Below are 19,506 nucleotides of genomic sequence, written 5' to 3' on the forward strand. Positions count from 1 at the left end.
CCAGCCTGAAACCCAGAGGTGGTGAGGATTGAGCCAATGTGTGCTAAAAAAAGATAGGCAGCATAATTGTTACACGCTTGCCTATCCAAAAAATAATGATACCAACATTTTACCAGACTCATTTAAAAAAACAACTGACCAAAGCTCAGTTTCTTGTAATGACAACTTTGCTATCTGTGATGCAATCAGAAAAACAAGTGAGATTAGAACGACTGGCACGGGTATTTCCTTACCCAATTACAACGGAAAGTCGGCGTAGAAAACTACAAAGATTTCTGGATTTACCAAACTTAACTATCTCATTAATTTGGTTCCCCTTAATTACTTATTGGTTGACCACTTATTGCCGCATTGGTACTCGTTTATCAATTGCAATCGACCGCAGTCAATGGGGGTGCATTAATCTCTTTATGGTTAGCCTGATCTGGGAGGGAAGAGCAATTCCATTATACTGGTCGTTGTTGCCCAAATTAGGAAATAGTAACTTCGAGTCACAAACTACCAATTTAGAGCAAGTTTTACCATTATTTTCAGAATATAAAGTCATCGTTTTAGGAGACCGTGAATTTTGTTCTGTTGATTTGGGAAACTGGCTTAAGGAAAAGGGTGTGTCTTTTTGCTTAAGACTGAAAAAGAATCTTTGTATCGAAACAGAACATTTAGTTTGGCAACGGTTGGATGAATTAGGAATAGTACCCGGAACTTCTTTGTATGTTCAAGGGAAAAAAGTGAGGAAAACTCTACCTACTACCGGATTTGAGCTTGCTTGTAAGTGGAAAAGGAACTATGGGAAATATCAAGTTAAAGAAGCCTGGTTTATTCTCACGGACTTAGGCTCATTGCGAGCAGCGCTCAATGCTTATAAGCAGCGGATGGGCATTGAAGAAATGTTCCGAGACTGTAAAACAGGAGGCTACGATCTTGAAGGAACAAGCCTCAAAGGGAACCGACTTATTAACATGATTCTGCTCATGACACTTGCGTACAGTTCTGCAATATTTCAAGGTAATGAACTGAAGAAAAAGCAGGTACAAGAATATGTATCTCGTCGCACAGAACCAAAGAAAAAATATCGCAGACGGAGTACATTTGGTGTTGGATTAGATGGAGAAAAGTGGGTTAATTATCTAGAACAATATTCTTTGGAGGTGGAACAGTTAATGAAGTTAACTCCTTCTAAACGCCGCTTTTATCAACAAGGTATGCGGGCTGCAACCCTTATACAGTCTATCTCGTAGACCTCTTTGTCACCCCCCCAGGTACCAAGACGATGCTTAATTGGGGTTATTCGTTGGGTGGGGACGGGTTGATCAACATTATTGGTGCGTGGCAAAATTCATCTGCGAACCACCCCTACAGATTTTAGTAATTCATAATGCAAAAGCATTAATTTGGTGGCGGGAATTGTCTCCCTTGCATAAGTTGTGCCATCTTGAGGAGAAAATAATACCTCCAAAGCACTGCGATTAAATTCCATCACCACTGTTCCTACTTGTCCTTTACAGCACTTCCGGATGTTATGAGGTACAATAGAATCGACTAAAAATAATATACCAATGAAAGCATACTCAGTAGATTTGCGATCCAAAATAGTAGCAGCCCATGTCGAGCAGAAGCTGTCGATCAGAAAAACAGCAGAAATATTTGCCTGCAGTAAAAGCTTAGTTCAAAAACTTGTCAAGCAACAAAAAATAGAGGGGAATTTACAGCCTAAACCGAGGGGTAAACCCAGATTCAGTCATTTGAATAATGCGTCACAAGAGTTAAGAGAAATAGTGGTCACACATCCCGATGCAACTTTGGTAGAATTGTGTGAGTTGTTCGCCCAAAAGACAGGAAATTGGGTAGGCAGAACAGCCATGTGTAGCGCCTTACAGAAGTTGGGATTAAATCGTAAAAAAAAACAGTCAGGAGTAGCCAAGCAGGCACAGAAAGAGTGATGAAGTTAAGGTTAGACTATTGGGAAAAAGTCAAGGATATCGAGCCAAAAAATCTAGTATTTTTAGATGAGACTGGAGTATTGCTAGGTTTAACCAGAACTCATGCACGTTCGCAACGAGGAACTAGAGCCTATGCGGTCAAACCTTTTTATCGAGGCAAGAAAGTCACAGTAATTGGTGCAATTAGCCTCACGAAAGTAGTGGCATTAATGACCCTGGACAACTCGATGGATAGCAAAGCATTTGAGGTGTTTATCGAGAAATGTTTAGTGCCACAATTGTGGCCCGGAGCCGTAGTAGTGATGGATAACTTACCAGCGCATAAAGTAGATTCAATTACATCGATGATTGCCGTGGTGGGTGCTTCTATTTTATGTTTATCCCCATACTCTCCTGATTTTAATCCGATTGAATTATGGTGGTCGCAACTTAAATCTTTATTGCGACAGTTTTCACCAACCAGCACTAAAATGGTTGACACGATAATTGCTGTGGCTCTTGACTTAATTAATCCGAAACATCTCAAAAACTGGTTTACTAATTGCTGCTACTGTACCTCATAACATCCGGAAGTGCTGTATGTAATTTAATGATTTGTTTTGTTTCAAAATGGGTTGCTTCTAAGTCTTCTGTTAAAGCAACAATATCTAGGTCTTTAATTGTTTTCATTATTTTTACTTCAGTTTTGGACTTGGCTGGGGGCGGATTGAGCAAGATTAGTCCTGGAGGCAGAAACCGCGTTTTTACCGAAATACTGCATCCCGGCCTTTAACTAGGAGTGAAAAACCCGGTTGCTTTGGTTCTGATGCGTCAGTTCTAAGGATTATTGGGCCGTGGCAAAATTCACAGGTTAACCCGCCCCATGCCCGATGCGATTTTCGATTTTCGATTAAAATTACCAATCAATCTGAAATCTAAAATCTAAAATCTAAAATTGCCCCATGCTCATGCCCACAAAAAAGCCAGGGATGGATATCCCCAGCTCGAAACATACCACAATTAGTTTTGAGAGTTGGTAGGGCGATGTTTCAGAATCGACCCCACCCACTTTTACCCAAATTAAATCAGGGTAATGTCAGCAGCCGTAATGCCCGGTCTGCCATTCAGAATTGCCAGCGTAACTACTCCGTCAGCAGTACCAACACCGTTAGAGTCAAATCCTAATCGTCCGGTTGCATTTTCATAAAAGATGAACGGATCTGATGCGGCAGCCCCGGCTGGACCAAACTGGCCAGTGTAAGGACCGCTCTCAAGCACCAAGAACGACCTCGAAGAAAGTCGATTCGTACCTTCGACTGCACTCAAGCCGGGGAAGCTGTTGAACTGCAAGATAAACTTGTCTTGACCCGCCACAAAATCGCCGATTTGGTCTGGGCTACTACCAACTTCGCCCTCGCCGAAGTTGTTGTAGTAGAAGCTGTCATTGCCTGAGCCACCAAGCAGCGTGTCAGCACCAGGCCCGCCGCCGAGAGAGTCGTTACCGTCGCCCCCGATTAAATAGTCGTTCCCAAAGCCGCCCAGCAGGGTGTCGTTCCCGCCCCCAGCATTTAAGGTATCGTCCCCGAATCCTCCGAGGCTACTATTGAATGTGTCGCCGAACAGGATGTCATCCCCGTTACCAGTAGTGACCACATCAGTGCCGTTGCCACCAATAATGAAGTTGCTGCCTAAGGTATCGGTAATCAAGTTGGCGACTGTGCCGCTAAAGGTGACGCCACTAGCGTAGGAGATGAAGTCGTTACCCGCAACGTTGCCAATTACGCGATCGCGCTCGCTGCCAAAGATGATGGTGTCACTTCCCTCGCTACCGTTCATGAGGTTGGTGACGGTGAAGCTGCTGCCAGTAGTAGGATTGGTGTAGCCAATTAACAGATCGTTGCCCAGCCCGCCTTCGAGAGTAATTAAAGCAGTACCAGTACCAGCAAAAATGGCATTGGTAGCATCGATAGTATCGTTGCCATCTCCACCGGCTGCATTAGTAAAGATACCGCTCAGGCTGTCGTTGCCTTCACCGCCGACCATTGTATCCGTCACAAAAGCTGCAACGATCGTGTCATTGCCCACTCCGCCGTCGAGCAAGTTGCGACCCGCGAAGCCTGCAAATGCACTGGAGGCGCCTACACTCGAAATTACATTCGGCACTGACGCCGACACGATGAAGTCGTCGCCTGCACCTCCCAACGCAGTATCAGAAGTCGCAAAAACGTTGATCGTGTCGTTACCGTCGCCGCCCTCAAAGAAGTTTCTGCCACCGCCAAACTCGCCGATCGCGCCGTAGAGAGAATCGTTACCGCCACCGCCAATCAAGGTGGTTCTCTCAATGCCGAGCGTGATGACGGTGGAAGCAAATGGGCTTGTCTGGGTAGTGTTGGTAATGACTAAGATGTCGTCGTCAAGATCGCCCGACAGGTAGCTGTTGCTGGCCACACCTCTTAGGGTGTCGTTGCCTCTACCGCCAAAGAGACTGTCTCTTACATTGATACCTACAACTAAGTCGTCGCCCAAATCACCTCGCACGTAGTTGCTGCCTTCATTGCCAGCGAAACCAATACCCAAACCACCCTCTAAAGAGAGGTTGTTGCCACCGCCTGCGATGAAGAAGCCGAGCGAGTCATTGTCCTTACCGCCGTAGAGGGAGTCTCCTCTCTGCGCCCCTCCCAGCATCGTATCTCCGCCCTGATTACCAAACATCAGGTTAGCTTCGACAGTACCTTGGAGGAAGTCTTCTCCCTCGCCGCCGTACAGAGTAGCGCGGGCTTCAGCGACTATGGTGTCCGAGCCTGCGTCGCCAAACAGCAAAGCCGGAGTGCGCTGAGATCTGATTGAATCTTCGTCGTCGCCGCCGTATAGGGTATCGTTCGGGCCAACTGAAACCAGAGTATCATTATCGCCTTGGCCAAATATTAAGCTGCCGCCCAGGGTGGAAGTTCTAATGAAATCCGCCCCGGCTCCGGCGAATACTGTATCCGGGCCTAGTCCCGGAAGGTTTAAATCTAGTTGATTAGGATTGTCATCTAACGTTGTCATAAAGCTTCACTCCTCTACTTGTTGGTCATCGCTGGTGCGACTACAGACACTGCCTAGAATACCGAATGTTTGGATTCCGCTGTAGTTTAACCTGTTTGCCAGCCGCAAGTCTAGCCTACTGGCGTTAACCCTGTCTAGACTTTCTCCCTCGCGGATTTTTTGCTTGTAAGCTTTTATTTTCAAAGTCTTCACCCTTTAATAATCCTGGTGCACTGTCTCAGGTGCTCACGCTCAATAAGACGCGGCTCATATTCTTAATGTTCCATTCTGGATGGGCGGTCGGGGATCGCGTCCAGGGGAGGAAATTAAAGATTAAAAAAGGCAGATCTGGGTGATCGGGAAGACAAGGGAAATTGGGAGATTTGTTAATTGGTAACAAGGCTTTGTGGCAATTTCCGGTTTTCCAGGCAGGGCCGTCATTTAATAATTCTGGCCCGGATTGAACTCGCCAACCGCTCCGGGCTTTAAAAGTCTACGCCCCGCTTAAGTTCTACGCCCCGATCGCCGTAGTGTTTGTGACAGTATACCTCGGAGTGTACGCTTGCCAAGTCAAAGTAAGCGTGGGGTTTGTGGCAGCGCCCGGTGATAATGATTTCTGTATCCCGCGGCTTGCGTAGCAGGGCTTCGACGATCGGCTCTACCGGCAGCAGTTCTAAGTCTACTGTGGGATTGAGTTCGTCTAGAATAATCGTTTTGTACCAGCCGCTGGCGATCGCACATTTGGCGATTTCCCAGCCACGTTCTGCTTCGATGCAGTCTAGCTCTTGCTGTTGCCCCCGCCAAACTATAGCATCTCGGCCGCACCGCTGGTGGTCTACTAGCTGGGGATAGCTTTGCCGCAAAGCTGCGATCGCCGCATCTTCTGTATAACCGGTGCCGCCTTTGAGCCACTGCACGATTAACACCCGGTGAGATTGGTCTTGACTGATACCCCTACCTATTGCCTGCAAAGCTTTGCCCAAAGCGCTCGTAGACTTGCCTTTCCCCGCTCCCGTGTATATTTCGATACCGGAAATATGATGCTCTGCCGCTGCGGGGTGATAGTGGGGCTTCATTTCTGAGTGTAAGTCGGCAATCTCCAGCAAAGCTTCCGGGGCCGCTCGGCCTGTGGCGATAACTTCTAAATATTCTGGTTTGTTTTTGAGGGTTTGGACTACTTCGTCAACTGGCAGCAAACCCAAGTCCAATACGGGGTTTAGTTCGTCTAGTACCACGACGGAATAGAGTTCGCTGGCGATCGCTCCTTTGGCGATATCCCAGCCTCGCTGAGCTTCTGCGCGATCGAAGCGGGTGATTGCTTCGGCCCCAAAATATTCGGCTCTGCCGGTTCGCACTTGGTCGATCAAGTGCGGAAATGCTCGTTGCAAGGCTTCTATTGCCCCGTCTTCGTCGTAGGAGCGGCCGGGGCCTTTGAGAAAGCGCAGCAACAAGACTCGCGTGGGCGAGTCAGAATTAATACCCAGCCCGATCGACCGCAACACTACTCCCAAAGCTGCCTGAGACTTGCCTTTACCAGCGCCGTCGTAGACGTGAATCTGACCCACGGCGCGTTCCGACCGGGATGAGGCTGTCCGAATACCAATGCCATTCCTTACCATAATCAGCAGTTGTTTGAGTCTGTATCGGGGTGGGTATTCGATCGCGCGCCTTGAATGTTTAATTTTTCCATTCTGTTGGCGGATCTCAACAGATTATACGATAAGTTCTAACCCCCAATCTTTTAAGCAGCGATTTAACCCAATCAAGTGCTCAAACCTCCGGTTAAGATTATTCCGCCTGTACTGTACAATTAAAATTTAACACGGACTGATATACCTAAAAGCTTATGATTGCGAGTGTTTTCCCATTTCGGACTGTTTTGGTGCAAATTTTAATTATGTTTTTGGCGATCGCGATCGAATCGTGGTTTCTGCAAAAACTACTTAAACTCGGCCCCAAAACCAGCATTGAATATACAGCCATCCTCAATCTATCTAGCACTTGCGTAGGCTGGTTAGTTTTCTTCGGAATTGAAAGCGTTCTTCCCAAAGATTTGCGGCAACAGCTCATCGGTTATATTTTATTAGGTCGAGGGGAGAATGTTTATGCTCCAATAACTATGATAGCCCTCTCAGTATTGGCAGTAACTTTTTTAGCTAAATGGCAGGGATTAGAAATCATAGAAAACATGGTTTCCGGCAATAAAAAAGCTTCCAAGCCTCAGTTATTAGGACCGGCAACCCTCACCCGCCGTCCTGCCAAAAAAACTTTTCAAGTAACTACCCAATTTGGGGGAATTTTAATCGCCCACACGGTGAGCAATTTCGTTATTTTAACCGTATTGTTTTTGCAAAGCGTCAATAATAGAAATTTATGATGAAGCAATTGTGGGATGTCACTCAGCAACTAACTAAGCTGACGAGCAACGTTTGGGAAACCAATAAAAAAATCCAAAAGGCGATGCTTCCGCCTAAAGTGGTCCACTGGAAGACGCCTTTACTGCTCAGCATCTTTTTAGCTTTGCTGACGGTGGGGGCAGTCACTGACGGGCGGACGAGAACTCTGCTTTTTGATATGAGTTGGTTATTTTTTACACTGTCAATGGGTTTGCTGACTAGCCAGGAACCTTTTGTTATTAAACGAGTAAGTCTGAGTCCGTGGGTGACAAGCATCTTAATTGGCTTGTGGTTGCTGCTAAGATTGCCGTCGGATAGGAAGGAAATAGCATGGATATCCGGCCCACTTATAGCAGTAGTAGTTCTTGCTATCATACTGATTTGGAAGAGCGAGTCAAAACGGGAAAGTATCAGGTCGTTGGTGCGCCCTCAGTTTTTGATGATTACTCTAGTTCACGTGCTGTTTTCCTGTTGGTTTGCATTTCACTTTTTAATTCAAGGTTGGATAGAACAGTATCCGAGCATTTTATCGCAGGACTTCAGGCAAAGCGATTATGTGGTGACATTTCAACAGCCAACTATTAATCGCTCCCGAGGAGTTGTCATCCTTAATGCAATGGAGCGATACCTGCAAAATGAAGCCCGCACAAAGCCGTGGGCGCAGGTAGAGCAAATGTTAATAGATATTGACAACAAACGATTTTTCCTGCGGAATCAAGCCTTAAAAACAATTGGGGTAGTCCCAGAAGATGCGAGTTGGGATGTCAAAACTTCGATCGTCCAAGGGGAGTCCCGCTATCAGTTAGAGATGCAGGCAACTTGGCTGGGGCTGGTTTTTAGACCGGAAATATATTCGTTTACCAAATCTTGCGAGCTGTTCGATATAGGTAATAGGGCTAATGTAACCTGCAGTGCGATCCAACGCTCTCAACCCGGACAGAAAAAAGATGGAACAGCAGGGGACAGTCAAGTTTGATTCTCTCTCTGTTACCTAATGGCGATCGGTATAGTGGGAGAGTGGGAGAGTCTGATAGTCTGAGATGGAAAAAATCCTCTTTCTTCCTTCTTCCCTCTTCCCTCTTCCTTCTTCCTTACACTAAAGCATGGCGAAAATTTCCAGCGGGTTAATAACTAGATGAATTTGAGAAGAATCTTCACAGTCGCGACCAATGTATTTTGGGAAGTAATTCGCGATCGCATCCTTTACTTAATTATTATTTTTGCTCTGTTGATGGGCGCATCGGTACGGTTGATACCGGAATTGGCGGCGACCACCGAAAAGAAAATTATCTTAGATATCGGTTTGGCTGCTATCAGCATCCTCGGTCTAATTGCCACAGTTTTTGTGGCTACCGGACTGGTCAACAAAGAAATTGAAAAGCGGACTGTTTATCTGTTAGTCGCCAAGCCGATAAGTCTGGCTGAGTTAATTGTGGGCAAGCACTTAGGGGTGTCGGCGGTGCTGGCGGTGCTGGTAGCAGCAATGACTGTTATCTATCTGGCTATTTTGAGTTTGAGCCGGATTCCTTTCCCTGTGGGAAGCATTTTAATCGCTTCGCTATTCATCTGGTTTGAACTCTGTCTCATGGCCGGTGTCGGGATTTTATTTGGGGTTTTTAGCAGTTCGCTGCTGGCAACTTTACTGACATTTGGCGTTTATTTGATGGGACATTCGACGCGGGATTTAGTGGCTTTGGGTAAGTTAACTAAAAATCCTGGCCTTGAACAATTGATGATGGGACTTTATCTGGTTTTACCGGATTTAGCCAGATTCAATTTGAGAAATGATGCTGTTTACGGACAAGTGCCTTACTTAGCGGGTTTGATTACAGATGCTGGCTACGGTTTGCTGTATGTAGTGCTGCTGCTGTCAATTGCGATCGCCATATTTTCCCGCCGGGAATTTTAAAGCGCGCATTCCCCACTTTCAGGCTAATTGTTTGTAGTGAGGACTTTCGTCCTCACTACAAACCACTTTTATTATCGACTTAGCGCGCTAAGATATAGACAAGGTTATCGCTCAGCAATCTCGACTAAAACTCAAACTTTTATTGGTAAAATGAGGTGACTTATGACTACTGTAATTCACAAACCGATATCGCAGCTCAAGATTACTTGGCCGCTGCTACCCGATGATTTCATCCTACCAGACGACCCCGTGGAAAATATAGAACATCCTTTAATCTCTAACGGTTTGCGCCAGTCTGTAGTGGATTCCCCGGAACTAATGCAAGACGCACTAATAGTTTCTAATTTTGCTTTGTGTGCTGCTGTGGACGATCGCACTATTTGCAAAGCCCCCGACTGGATGTACGTGCAGCCGGTTCAACCTTGGCCTCACAACTATCCCCGCCGCAGTTACACGCCTCATACCGAAGGAACTGTGCCTTTTGTAGTGATGGAATTTCTATCAGCTACTTACGGCGATGAATATTCTGTCGAACACACAGAAGAAATCGGCAAGTGGTTTTTTTACGAACAAGTAATCAAAGTTCCTCGGTATGTCATTTTTCGACCGCATACAGGCAGAATAGAAGTTTATGCGCTTGAATCAGAGCGTTATGACAATCAAAATCCTGATGAAAACGGCCGTTATTTAATACCTGGATTAAATCTATTGTTGGGAGTGTGGCAGGGAACTCGCGAAGGTAGAACGGGATATTGGCTGCGCTGGTGGACGGAGGGCGGAGAACTGCTTTTGTGGCCGGAAGAAAGGGCAGAAAATGAACGCCAGCGGGCAGAAAATGAACGCCAGCGAGGCGATCGCCAACAGCAAGACAAAGAGTTAGCCGAGACGCTGCTGGAACAGGAAAGACAGCGAAATCAAGAACTTTTGGCTCGATTGGCAGCCCTCGGTATCGATCCAGAATAGCATTAGAAGTCCGATGGAAGTCGGAAGAAGGAAGAGGTTCGAGGGAAGAAGGGAACCCGATCGAGATATGCTTTCTTCATCCTTCTTTATTGAGTCTGCTTTCTTACTTATATGTTGGTAAAAACAGGTGAAATTATGTTAAGAGAAAAACTTGAAGAATTAAAAAATATTTTCGCACAAATGGAACGGGCTTTGATTGCCTACTCCGGCGGAATTGACAGCACTTTGGTAGCCAAAATCGCTTTTGATGTGTTGGGCGATCGGGCTTTGGCAGTGACGGCTGTTTCGCCGTCTTTACTGCCAGAAGATTTAGAAGATGCCCGCATTCAAGCAGCAGAAATTGGCATTGCCCACCAGGAGGTACAAACTCAGGAAATGGCAAATCCAAATTACACTTCTAACCCGGTTAATCGCTGCTATTTCTGCAAAAGCGAACTGCACGATACTTTGAAACCCCTAGCACTAGCAAAGGGTTATCCTTATGTGGTAGATGGGGTGAATGCTGACGATTTAAAGGATTACCGTCCCGGAATTCAGGCTGCGAAGGAACGCGGCGCGCGATCGCCTTTGGCCGAAGTAGGAATCACTAAATTTGAAGTGCGACAATTGGCAAAAGAATTGGGTTTGCCTTGGTGGGACAAACCGGCTCAACCTTGTTTGAGTTCGCGCTTTCCTTACGGCGAAGAAATCACCGTTGGAAAGTTGCAAAGAGTGGGGCGCGCAGAACGGTATTTGCGACAGTTGGGGCTGAAAAATTTGCGAGTGCGATCGGACGGAGATACGGCTCGCATTGAGTTACCCGCAGAGGAGATTAAGGAGTTTGTGCTAAATACGGATTTGCCTGCATTGGTGGCGGTGTTCCAGGAGTTTGGTTTTGTGTACGCGACTTTGGATTTGGAGGGGTTTCGCAGCGGCAAATTAAATCAGGTTTTGCAGCCGGAATTGTTGCAGGCAAAAGGTTGATTAATTTTCCAGAATACAAAAAATTTCTCATGATTGATGTAGTTTGGGACATGGACAAAGGGGAACCATGTCAATCGAACCTTTACAGTGGCGTTGGTTCATCAGGGTATGAAAAAAATAACTTTAAAATCCCAAAGCTTTGTGGATACTGGTTTCTATGACGGGCATATTTAACGTTTCATACCGTAAATCAGCAACGCCTAGGATGTTTGCCGTAAATTTGGGATGTGCCATGTAATAGCAAATCCGGTTTTATAGCCTTTCTCAGAAAGATGGAGTACGCCGCAACCCTGTGTTGTCAAGCTTTTGAAGTTGAATTGTGCACCTCATCTACCCAAGAACCGCTATAATACCCCCTTTATTTCTTACTCCCCCTTGGCTCGGACTTCGTTTGACTCTATGCAGCGGTTTCCACCGCCGATTCATAAAGAGGGTGGCTAACTTTCAACGCCCGAGTCTTATCAAGGAGTAGCTGGCGGAATTTGCTGTGGCTGCATTTGCTGCTGCTGATTTTGGAGCTGAAGTTGCTGCTCTTGGATCTGAATTTGCCGATTCTCAAGATCTATTTGCCGCTGTCTGTCTTCAAGTTCCAGTCTTCTGTCTTCAAGTTGCAGTCTTCTATCTTCTTCTTGCCGCAGTCTGTCTTCACGTTGTAGCTCTCTGTCTAGCAGTCTGTCTTGACGTTGCTCTTGTCTGTCTTGACGTTGTTCGCGAAGCTGTCTGAGCTGATTTCGCCGCTCGAAATCCCCTCCCAAAAATAAGTTTTGAAAAGCGTTGATAGTTGCTTGAAACCCAGTAAAAACGCCGCTAACAGCGCTGATGCCACTTGCAACTCCTGTTATTGGCTGCAAGAAACGGTTGATATTGTCTCCTACCCTAGCATAGCCCGATCGCGCTACCAGAATCACATCGTCGTTGCGGAGAGTGGGGTTATTATTAGGATTCAACCCTTGAGCAAAATCTACCTCGATCGTGCGGCGAGAAACAGTACCATTGGGGTTCAATCGCAATAGTTCTACCTTGTCTTTTTTTGCCCGCAATTGATTGAAACTGCCTGCGGTCAGCAAAGCTTGGTGCAGCGATGTACTAGGCCGCACCTGCAAAGCCCCAGGCCTAATTACTTCTCCTACAATATTGATGCTAATCGCGTTCGGAGAAAAACTACTATTTGCGACTTGAGAAACTTCAGCTAAGTCTACAGTAGCTGCTGTCGGGATAATTACGCTATCTCCTTCTTGCAGCAAAATATCTTGAGTGGCGTCGCCTTTGTGCAGCAAATCCCACAGATTTACCATGATAGTTTGTTCAGTGCTGCCTCTGACTCGGCGGCGGATTTGCACGCGGCGAATGTCAGCTTCTGTAGTGATACCACCAGCAATTTTCAGTGCTCTAGTTATTGTTGGTAAGCCTACAACTGCTCCTTGCTGTTGGTCGATAGCTACAAAACTCAACTCTGTTTGTTGGTTGCTCGATCGCACATCCGAAGCAAATACAGTATAAGGCCCCGGCCGGTTTACTTCCCCGACAATTACCACGCCAATTGGTTTAGTAATATCAGCGGAAAAATTAGCACTGGCTCTTTGACGAACTTCTTGAGTATTCAGGGCGCTTGCTGTCGGTACAAAAATTGTATCTCCATCTCGAATGGTGACATCTTGACGCAAATTTCCCGTGTCTAAAAAATTCTGCAAATCTACCGTAGTAACTTGGTCCGGCCCGCCTCTGCGGGAACGGCGAATTTGGACATTTCGCATATCTCCTGCTGATGTCACCCCTTGTGCAAGTTGCAGCATTTCCATCAAAGTCGGGAATTTGACTCCTCCTCCTTCTCTAGTGGGATTAATCTTGTAGGAACCCGGGCGAGTAACTTCACCCGCAAGACCTATATTTAGGGGGCGAGCGACCATCAGAGTCACGGTAACAACGGGAACATTGATGAAGGGTTCGTATCGCCTGGTAATTACGTTAGCGGCTTGTTCCAGCGTCAACCCTTGAATTGAGACGCTGCGAATGATTGGCAAATTGAGCGTCCCGTCAACTAACACTTGATATTCTCTGCTGAATTCAGGGACGCCGAAGATCTCTAAAGCAATGCGATCGCCCGAGCCTAAAGTATAAGCTGCTTCTGGTGTCAGCGAACCCACATTGCCACTCGGCGGCAAACTCGAACCCGGAAGAGGCGGCGGCGGTACTCTCGGCCGGTTTGGGGTAGGAGTGGCTCCAGGAGTTCTGACCGCCGGTAACTGAGCTCTACTAGGCAGCGAACTCAATAGCACCAGGAGTGCTGACAAACTCAGACTTGTAGCGGTTTGAACGGTATGTTTCATCTTTCTTCCCTGGTTGCAGCCTGCCAATGAACAAGAGCAATGTAGCTAGGTGATTTTAGTTTATTTTCCCTGCTGTTTAGTGTAGCCTCGCTTCGCTGCAAAATCCACAGGTGGGATCATAAAAATTGTGCGATCGCACTTAACTATTTTGCCCCTTGTTTGTAAAGAAAGTGTAAAGCTCGCCAACTGTTCTCAGGATTAGGATCTCGTTTGAGCAAAATTTTTAATACATAACTCGGGATACAAATCAACCCACCACAGAAAGGAGATAGGAAAAAACCGCCCTGATTTGAGGTAAAATGTTAAATAATTCTCTCTGCGGGACAAAGACAAGTGTCACTAAAATTGGATAAAGTAATTCCCTGGGGACGCTGCTTGGATGAATACATAGGAATGTTTAGCTTGACATCAAGTGACCTCAAGCTAGCAATTCTTGATTGTGCGGGCGGCCCGGCGAGTTTCAATGCCGAAATGACTCGCCAAGGTAAAAAGGTAATTTCTTGCGATCCAGTTTATCAGTTTAGTGCGGTGGAAATTGGCGATCGCATCCAAGAAACATATCAAACTGTCATTGACGGTGTTAAAGCCAATGTAGACGGCTACTTGTGGAATAATTTTGAATCGCCGTACCAGCTAGGCGAAGTGCGAATGAAAGCGATGCAGGAATTTTTAGAAGATTTTCCCTCTGGCTTACAGCAAGGCCGATACATTAATGCTGAGCTGCCAGTTTTGCCTTTCGAGAACGGTAAATTCGATTTAGCTTTGTGCAGCCATTTCTTATTTGCTTATTCTCACCTACTTTCCGAAGAATTTCATTTGGAAGCAATTACAGAAATGTGTCGGGTTGCGAAGGAAGTCCGGGTATTCCCTCTATTGCAGAGTTTTAGCGGGGAGGAATCAGATCACTTAAACCCGATCATCACAAAATTGAAAAAGAGAAGTTTTAGTGTAGAAATGCAAGAGGCTCCCTACGAGTTTCAAAAAGGCGGAAATAAGATGCTGCGAGTTAGGGGGCGAATGTAATTCGCGGCTGCGGAGGGCATGGCAATTTGCGATCGCTTATTTCAAAAAAATTAGATAAGCTAAGCATAAGGTCATGCCTCATCTTGGGGTTCGCCAATCGCACGCTGGAGTGCATGGCGAATGTGGATAATCCTCACCGTTGGTATAGGTTGATCGTCAAAAATAGTGAAGAGTATGCGATAGGTGGTTTTACCACTTCCATACAGAAGCTGGCGAATTTCTTGGCTGAAAAATGCGTTTTCACGGGCTAAAACACAACGACGCGGCATTTCTTGGAGTGAGGAAATCGCTTTAATCAGGCCCTGATACCATGCTTGAGCGCGTTCGGGAGTCGTGAATTGGGAAAAGTTCAGAAACGCTGCATCAGCTTCAGATTGAGCTGTACTGGAAAAGTCAATGCGATACATTATGCTTCCAAAGAAAGTCCGTATTTCTGGTTTTGTCTATCGACAAACTCTTCCAGAGTAGAAAACTGACCCCGATCGAAGTCATCAAGTCCGCGTTGAATCCCTTCTAATGCCTCGAAGAAATCGCTTTCATCAAAGCTAAGTCCGAACGCGATAACAGCTAGAGTAACGCTGGTTATATCTTGTCCTGTACTTTCCGCCCGTTGGCGTAGGAGTGCTTCGATTTGGGGGGGTAAGGTGAGTGTAAGAGTCATAAAAGTTATGATGAATGGTTAACTTTATTTTCTAACTTTATTTTGGCATAGGTAGCCCAAACGATCGCTTCCTAGACTATCGGCCCATTCCTGAACCCGATCGCACCCAATGCCCGTCTTGTTTGTCTGGTAATCTTGCAAGGCTGCGAGACTTTGGGCGATCGTTTGTTCTTCGCTGAGGGGTTGAAACTCATTTGCTGTGTCAATTTCTACCCACTGAGATCCCTCCATTTCCGGGGCAATTTCTGCGATTGTTCAAAGTCGCTGAGATTACCGTTGGACTGATTCAGCCATGAAAGCACGATCGCCTTAACCGAACCGCTGGGCATGGCTTCAATTTGGGCGTGGAGTTGCTTTAGAGATTGAGCCATTGGACAATAGAGAGTGACTGATTTAATTTTAGCGCAGTCTCAAATATTTGTGGAACTATAACGCACAGCTTCAGCAGATTTTTGATAATTTTTCAATCGATGTTAGAGTGGATGCTGGAAAAAAATGCCGCACGGATAGAGCGACGAGCTTATTTCTCGGACACCACGTTTTCTTTAGTAATTCTAATCAAAAACCGCCGAGCTTCATTTACTGCTTCAGAATCGGGAAACATCTCTGCAACATCCGGTTCTAAACGAATATTTACACCACCAAATGTCTTTCGTCCAGATCCTACCCTTCTTACACCCAACTTCCTCCAATCATATTCCGACCGAAGATGATCGTCCATCCCTGTTTCATCCTTCTTCATAAACTTCTCGCTCCACTCGTGTTACTTTTCTGGCGCTAATCAAACGAATAAAATCTGCTCTTTCTGTATACGACACTATCAATAAATTACCTTGCTGGGACTCTCCAACAATAATATAGCGATCTTCTTCATCAGAGTGATGCGGAGCGAAGAAATCGACGTAGAGGGGAGCGTCAAAAACCGTTTTGACTTCCTCAAATGAGATACCATGCTTGGACAAATTGACCGCAGCCTTGTTTTCATCTCACTCGAATTTCATAAAGATCCCAAATCAGCATCTTTGATATAATATTACACCTAGAAGCACAACTCAAACAAACTTATGCCACAAACAGTCTGGATCGCACGACACGGAAACCGCATCGACTTCGTTAACCCCGACTGGTTTCTCACCGCAGAACGCCGCTACGATCCCCACCTTTCCGACGACGGTCACGTTCAAGCTAAACAACTCGCAAATCGCCTCAAAGGTGAAGGAATTTCTCATATTTTTGCTTCCCCTTTTCTGCGAACTGTCCAAACAGCAAATCACGCGGCCGAAGCTCTCGATTTGTCAATTAAACTAGAGTGGGGACTGTGCGAATGGCTGAATCCTGAATGGATGACAGAAATGCCGGAAACTGAGTCCGTCGAAGCTTTGTGCAGGCGTTTTCCCAGGATTGATGCTTCCTACAAAGGCGGTATTGCTAATTATCCCGAAACCGTGGAAGCTTGTTTCAAAAGGGCGGGGGAAACGGCTAAACGCCTCGCGGCTGAGTTTCCCGAGGATCTGTTATTAGTAGGTCACGGTGCGTCGGTTTTAGGAACTGCGATCGGGCTGGCGGGCGGTGCGGAAACGGAAATTAATGCTTCTCTGTGCTGTTTGGTAAAAGTGGTGCGGGGTGAGGGAGAATGGTCGATCGCACTTAATGGCGATACTTCTCACCTGACTGACTCTGAAGCCGTGATTCGGTTTAATTAAAGTTGAGATTCGTGCGAAAAATCACATTTTATGCTATGTGTGTAAGGTGCGCCGATGTGCACCCGAGGTTAATCTGATTAGTCCGAATCTGGGTGTTATTGTTTAATCTCGATCGCACATTTTAAATCAAAAATCTTAAATCGGTATGGCTGGACACAGTAAGTGGGCGAATATTAAACGCCAAAAAGCTAGAGTTGATGCCGTTAAAGGCAAGGTATTTGCTAGAATATCTCGCGAAATTATTGTCGCGGCCCGCAGCGGAGTTCCCGATCCCGCTGGCAATTTTCAACTGCGGACGGCTATTGAAAAAGCCAAGGCGGCGGATATTCCTAATGAAAACATAGAAAGGGCGATCGCCAAAGGTGCTGGCTTGGCGGGGGGAAGTTCGGAATTAGAAGCTATTCGCTACGAAGGTTACGGCGTTGGCGGAGTTGCTATTCTGATTGAAGCGCTGACAGACAACCGCAACCGCACAGCCGCTGACTTGCGAGAAGCTTTTACTAAAAATGGCGGCAACTTGGGCGAAACTGGTTGTGTGGGCTGGATGTTTGACCACAAAGGAGTTTGTACGGTACGCGGCCCGATTGATGAGGAACAATTGTTTGAAGCGTCGCTAGAGGCGGCTGCGGAATCTTATGATTTGATATTAATTGATGAGGATACTGAAGGTGCAGAGGTATTTACAAGCGTGGCTAATTTGGAACAGTTGGCGGATGTTTTGAAACACAAAAAGTTTGCAGTTTTGCAGTCGGAAACTCGCTGGATTCCCAGCAATACAGTGGAAATAGATAATCCTGAAAAAGCTCGATCGCTCCTTAAGTTAATGGATGCACTCGAAGATTTGGACGACGTGCAAAGTGTGACGGCGAATTTTGAAATGACCGATGAATTGATGTCTTCGATCATGGTTTAATGCTTTAAAACTTTAAAGATGAGGGTTCTGGAGCGTCCTGCTGGCACTGCAAAAGACGAAAACTCGCCCGCAGGACGATCGCGCTACACTATTACCAGGAAACGAATCCCTATCTGTACGCGAGTGGGGAGTGTCAATCCAACGCATTGCTGAAAAAGCTGCATTGAAAATCTCAACCCACAGTAAAGCCATGCTAGATAACAACGAAAGCAAAAGAGACAGCACCCACTCAGAAGAAGTTCTCTCAGTAACCGAAGTATCCGAAACCAAGGATCGATCCAAATCGGAGGTGCAGGCTGAACCAGGGGATAAATCCAATTGGTTCGGTTCCATGTTCGGAGCCGTCTCTGCAAGCGCGAGTGCGTGGGGGGATGCGGCGACGAGTGCGGGAAGTGCGATTGCGAATACTGCGAGTGCGTGGGGGGATGCAGCGGCGAGTGCTGGAGATGCGATCGTGAATACTGCGAGTGCGGTAGGGAATGCGGCGGCGAGTGCTGGAAGTGTGATCGTGAATACTGCGAGTGTGGTAGGAAATGCGACGGCGAGTGCCGCGAGTGCGATTGTCAATACCGCGAGTGCAGTAGGAAATTCGGCGGCGAGTGCCGGCAGTGCAGCACTGCAAGTTCCCAATTCTTTGGGTTCAGCCCTCGGTTTGATTTCCCAGAGTCCTATCTTGAAAAAACTGACTGAAAATTTCAAAATCGACTGGTTAGTTAATGCGATCGATAAAGTTGATGTAGTGACTGCCGAGGGGCAAGTTCGAGAGTTGCAGCGCCAATATCCTCACGAGAAACCTCAAGAAATCGCACATCGCTTAATGGTGGAAAAAGCCTTGCTAGCGGCAGGAAGTGGCTTGGTTAGCAGTTTAGTTCCGGGCGCAGCTTTGGCATTAGCTGGCATGGATTTAGCGGCAATGACGGCGTTATCCGCCGAGTTGGTTTATCAAATAGCTGCTGCCTATGGAATGGATTTGCAATCGAGCGATCGCAAAGGAGAAGTTGTCGCTATTTTCGGTTTATCCTTGGGTAGCAATTTAGCGATCGAAGCTGGAGTTACGCTGGTCAGCAATATTCCCTTGGCGGGTGCGGTGATTAATGCTAGCGCCAGTGCGACAATGATTTACGCGCTGGGATACGGTGCTTGTCGGTTTTATGAAGCGCATCTCGATTCCTCGAAAATCGAAACCAAGCTCGAAGATTTACGAGAAGTCTTGCAAGCGGAAAGTGAGCAATATTTAGAGAAAGCGATCGCACAAGAAACGGTGATGGATTGGATTTTGGTGTATGTCGTCTATACCAGCCAAAAATTCACCCGATGGGATGAGTTATTACTCCAATTACAAGCGGCTAATTTAAATCCCACGTCTTTAGCGGAGATTGAAGCTGTGAAAAATAAGTCTAAATTGCCTCCCAAGTTGGATATTTTACTCGAACAACTCGAACTCGACTTTGCCGAACCACTTTTAAAGCGATGCACTGAGATGATTGAGGCTGACGGTGAAATTAATGAACAAGAGGGGAAAATTTTGCTGACAATTCAACGGGCTGTTTTGAGCAAAAGAAAGCAAGCTCAAAAGCAAGCTTAGCCAACTTCGATCTAGGATGCGGTATCGGAAGCCACTGAAGCACAAACTGAAGTCTAAGCTAGATCACCAACTCCCCCGTGCGTTCACGCCCGGAAATGTCAAATCCAAGGCTCATAA

At 46.4% G+C, this 19,506-nt stretch carries 22 protein-coding genes; 12 read left to right on the forward strand and 10 right to left on the reverse strand.

The genetic code is table 11. The annotated features are described in order from the left end of the window. The first annotated feature begins 95 nt into the window (after positions 1–95). A complete protein-coding gene (locus tag D0A37_RS20065) occupies positions 96–1,238 on the forward strand; it encodes an IS4 family transposase (protein ID WP_242716944.1) in 1,143 nt (380 codons plus the stop codon). A gap of 98 nt (positions 1,239–1,336) precedes the next feature. Here D0A37_RS20065 and D0A37_RS20070 read toward each other — a convergent pair whose 3' ends face one another. Then, on the reverse strand, positions 1,337–1,477 hold the full coding sequence (locus D0A37_RS20070) for a hypothetical protein (protein ID WP_242716946.1): 141 nt from the start codon (positions 1,475–1,477) through the stop codon (positions 1,337–1,339). 79 nt (positions 1,478–1,556) lie between these two features. Between D0A37_RS20070 and D0A37_RS20075 the strand changes: the two genes are divergently transcribed. Next, a complete protein-coding gene (locus tag D0A37_RS20075; RefSeq protein WP_242715925.1) occupies positions 1,557–1,940 on the forward strand; it encodes a helix-turn-helix domain-containing protein in 384 nt (127 codons plus the stop codon). Then, a complete protein-coding gene (locus D0A37_RS20080; protein WP_242715923.1) occupies positions 1,940–2,503 on the forward strand; it encodes an IS630 family transposase in 564 nt (187 codons plus the stop codon). Before D0A37_RS20075 ends, D0A37_RS20080 begins: the two co-directional genes overlap by 1 nt. 496 nt (positions 2,504–2,999) lie before the next feature. On the opposite strand, the gene D0A37_RS20085 is transcribed toward D0A37_RS20080, so the two are convergent. Together D0A37_RS20085 and D0A37_RS20090 are read right to left on the reverse strand one after the other, a co-directional pair. Beyond that, a complete protein-coding gene (locus D0A37_RS20085; protein ID WP_242716948.1) occupies positions 3,000–4,967 on the reverse strand; it encodes a calcium-binding protein in 1,968 nt (655 codons plus the stop codon). 464 nt (positions 4,968–5,431) lie between these two features. After that, positions 5,432–6,565 (reverse strand): cob(I)yrinic acid a,c-diamide adenosyltransferase, encoded by a 1,134-nt coding sequence (locus D0A37_RS20090; RefSeq protein ID WP_242716950.1) that lies wholly within the window; start codon positions 6,563–6,565, stop codon positions 5,432–5,434. A gap of 227 nt (positions 6,566–6,792) precedes the next feature. On the opposite strand from D0A37_RS20090, the gene fraC reads away from it, so the two are divergent. From fraC to larE, 5 genes are all read left to right on the forward strand, one after another. Then, positions 6,793–7,323 carry a filament integrity protein FraC gene (gene fraC / locus D0A37_RS20095; RefSeq protein WP_242716952.1) on the forward strand — a complete coding sequence of 177 codons (531 nt, stop codon included), beginning with the start codon at positions 6,793–6,795 and terminating at the stop codon, positions 7,321–7,323. After that, positions 7,320–8,318 carry a DUF5357 family protein gene (locus tag D0A37_RS20100; RefSeq protein ID WP_242716954.1) on the forward strand — a complete coding sequence of 333 codons (999 nt, stop codon included), beginning with the start codon at positions 7,320–7,322 and terminating at the stop codon, positions 8,316–8,318. The genes fraC and D0A37_RS20100 overlap by 4 nt, the downstream gene beginning before the upstream one ends. A gap of 159 nt (positions 8,319–8,477) precedes the next feature. Further along, the gene (locus D0A37_RS20105; RefSeq protein ID WP_242716956.1) at positions 8,478–9,251 is read left to right on the forward strand and encodes an ABC transporter permease; all 774 of its coding nucleotides are present in this window, start codon (positions 8,478–8,480) and stop codon (positions 9,249–9,251) included. 162 nt (positions 9,252–9,413) lie between these two features. Then, on the forward strand, positions 9,414–10,214 hold the full coding sequence (locus D0A37_RS20110; protein WP_242716958.1) for a Uma2 family endonuclease: 801 nt from the start codon (positions 9,414–9,416) through the stop codon (positions 10,212–10,214). A gap of 135 nt (positions 10,215–10,349) precedes the next feature. Then, complete coding sequence (gene larE, locus D0A37_RS20115; RefSeq protein ID WP_242716960.1) at positions 10,350–11,177, forward strand: ATP-dependent sacrificial sulfur transferase LarE; 828 nt, start codon at positions 10,350–10,352, stop codon at positions 11,175–11,177. A 461-nt stretch (positions 11,178–11,638) separates the two neighbouring features. On the opposite strand, the gene D0A37_RS20120 is transcribed toward larE, so the two are convergent. After that, on the reverse strand, positions 11,639–13,504 hold the full coding sequence (locus D0A37_RS20120) for a polysaccharide biosynthesis/export family protein (RefSeq protein ID WP_242716962.1): 1,866 nt from the start codon (positions 13,502–13,504) through the stop codon (positions 11,639–11,641). Positions 13,505–13,837: 333 nt separating this feature from the next. On the opposite strand from D0A37_RS20120, the gene D0A37_RS20125 reads away from it, so the two are divergent. Next, the gene (locus D0A37_RS20125; protein WP_242716964.1) at positions 13,838–14,527 is read left to right on the forward strand and encodes a class I SAM-dependent methyltransferase; all 690 of its coding nucleotides are present in this window, start codon (positions 13,838–13,840) and stop codon (positions 14,525–14,527) included. Positions 14,528–14,598: 71 nt separating this feature from the next. Here D0A37_RS20125 and D0A37_RS20130 read toward each other — a convergent pair whose 3' ends face one another. The 6 genes from D0A37_RS20130 to D0A37_RS20155 form a co-directional block, all read right to left on the reverse strand. Beyond that, on the reverse strand, positions 14,599–14,934 hold the full coding sequence (locus tag D0A37_RS20130; RefSeq protein WP_242716966.1) for a type II toxin-antitoxin system RelE/ParE family toxin: 336 nt from the start codon (positions 14,932–14,934) through the stop codon (positions 14,599–14,601). Beyond that, positions 14,934–15,188, reverse strand: a complete 255-nt coding sequence (locus D0A37_RS20135; RefSeq protein ID WP_242716968.1) for a hypothetical protein — start codon at positions 15,186–15,188, stop codon at positions 14,934–14,936. Before D0A37_RS20135 ends, D0A37_RS20130 begins: the two co-directional genes overlap by 1 nt. A gap of 24 nt (positions 15,189–15,212) precedes the next feature. Beyond that, a complete protein-coding gene (locus D0A37_RS20140) occupies positions 15,213–15,419 on the reverse strand; it encodes a hypothetical protein (RefSeq protein WP_242716970.1) in 207 nt (68 codons plus the stop codon). Continuing rightward, positions 15,398–15,559, reverse strand: a complete 162-nt coding sequence (locus D0A37_RS20145) for a hypothetical protein (RefSeq protein WP_242716972.1) — start codon at positions 15,557–15,559, stop codon at positions 15,398–15,400. Before D0A37_RS20145 ends, D0A37_RS20140 begins: the two co-directional genes overlap by 22 nt. A gap of 149 nt (positions 15,560–15,708) precedes the next feature. Continuing rightward, positions 15,709–15,930 (reverse strand): hypothetical protein, encoded by a 222-nt coding sequence (locus D0A37_RS20150; RefSeq protein WP_242716974.1) that lies wholly within the window; start codon positions 15,928–15,930, stop codon positions 15,709–15,711. Continuing rightward, entirely contained in the window at positions 15,917–16,150 is a 234-nt protein-coding gene (locus D0A37_RS20155) for a BrnT family toxin (RefSeq protein ID WP_242716976.1), read from the reverse strand. Before D0A37_RS20155 ends, D0A37_RS20150 begins: the two co-directional genes overlap by 14 nt. Before the next feature lie 102 nt (positions 16,151–16,252). On the opposite strand from D0A37_RS20155, the gene D0A37_RS20160 reads away from it, so the two are divergent. The 3 genes from D0A37_RS20160 (at position 16,253) to D0A37_RS20170 (ending at position 19,389) form a co-directional block, all read left to right on the forward strand. Next, the gene (locus tag D0A37_RS20160) at positions 16,253–16,891 is read left to right on the forward strand and encodes a histidine phosphatase family protein (RefSeq protein ID WP_242716979.1); all 639 of its coding nucleotides are present in this window, start codon (positions 16,253–16,255) and stop codon (positions 16,889–16,891) included. Positions 16,892–17,036: 145 nt separating this feature from the next. Beyond that, positions 17,037–17,804, forward strand: coding sequence for a YebC/PmpR family DNA-binding transcriptional regulator (locus D0A37_RS20165; protein WP_242716981.1), 768 nt, complete (start codon positions 17,037–17,039; stop codon positions 17,802–17,804). 190 nt (positions 17,805–17,994) lie between these two features. Further along, positions 17,995–19,389, forward strand: a complete 1,395-nt coding sequence (locus tag D0A37_RS20170; protein WP_242716983.1) for a hypothetical protein — start codon at positions 17,995–17,997, stop codon at positions 19,387–19,389. Positions 19,390–19,506: the final 117 nt, after the last annotated feature.

This window comes from Microcoleus vaginatus HSN003 (assembly GCF_022701255.1).
Classification (GTDB): Bacteria; Cyanobacteriota; Cyanobacteriia; order Cyanobacteriales; family Microcoleaceae; genus Microcoleus; species Microcoleus vaginatus_B.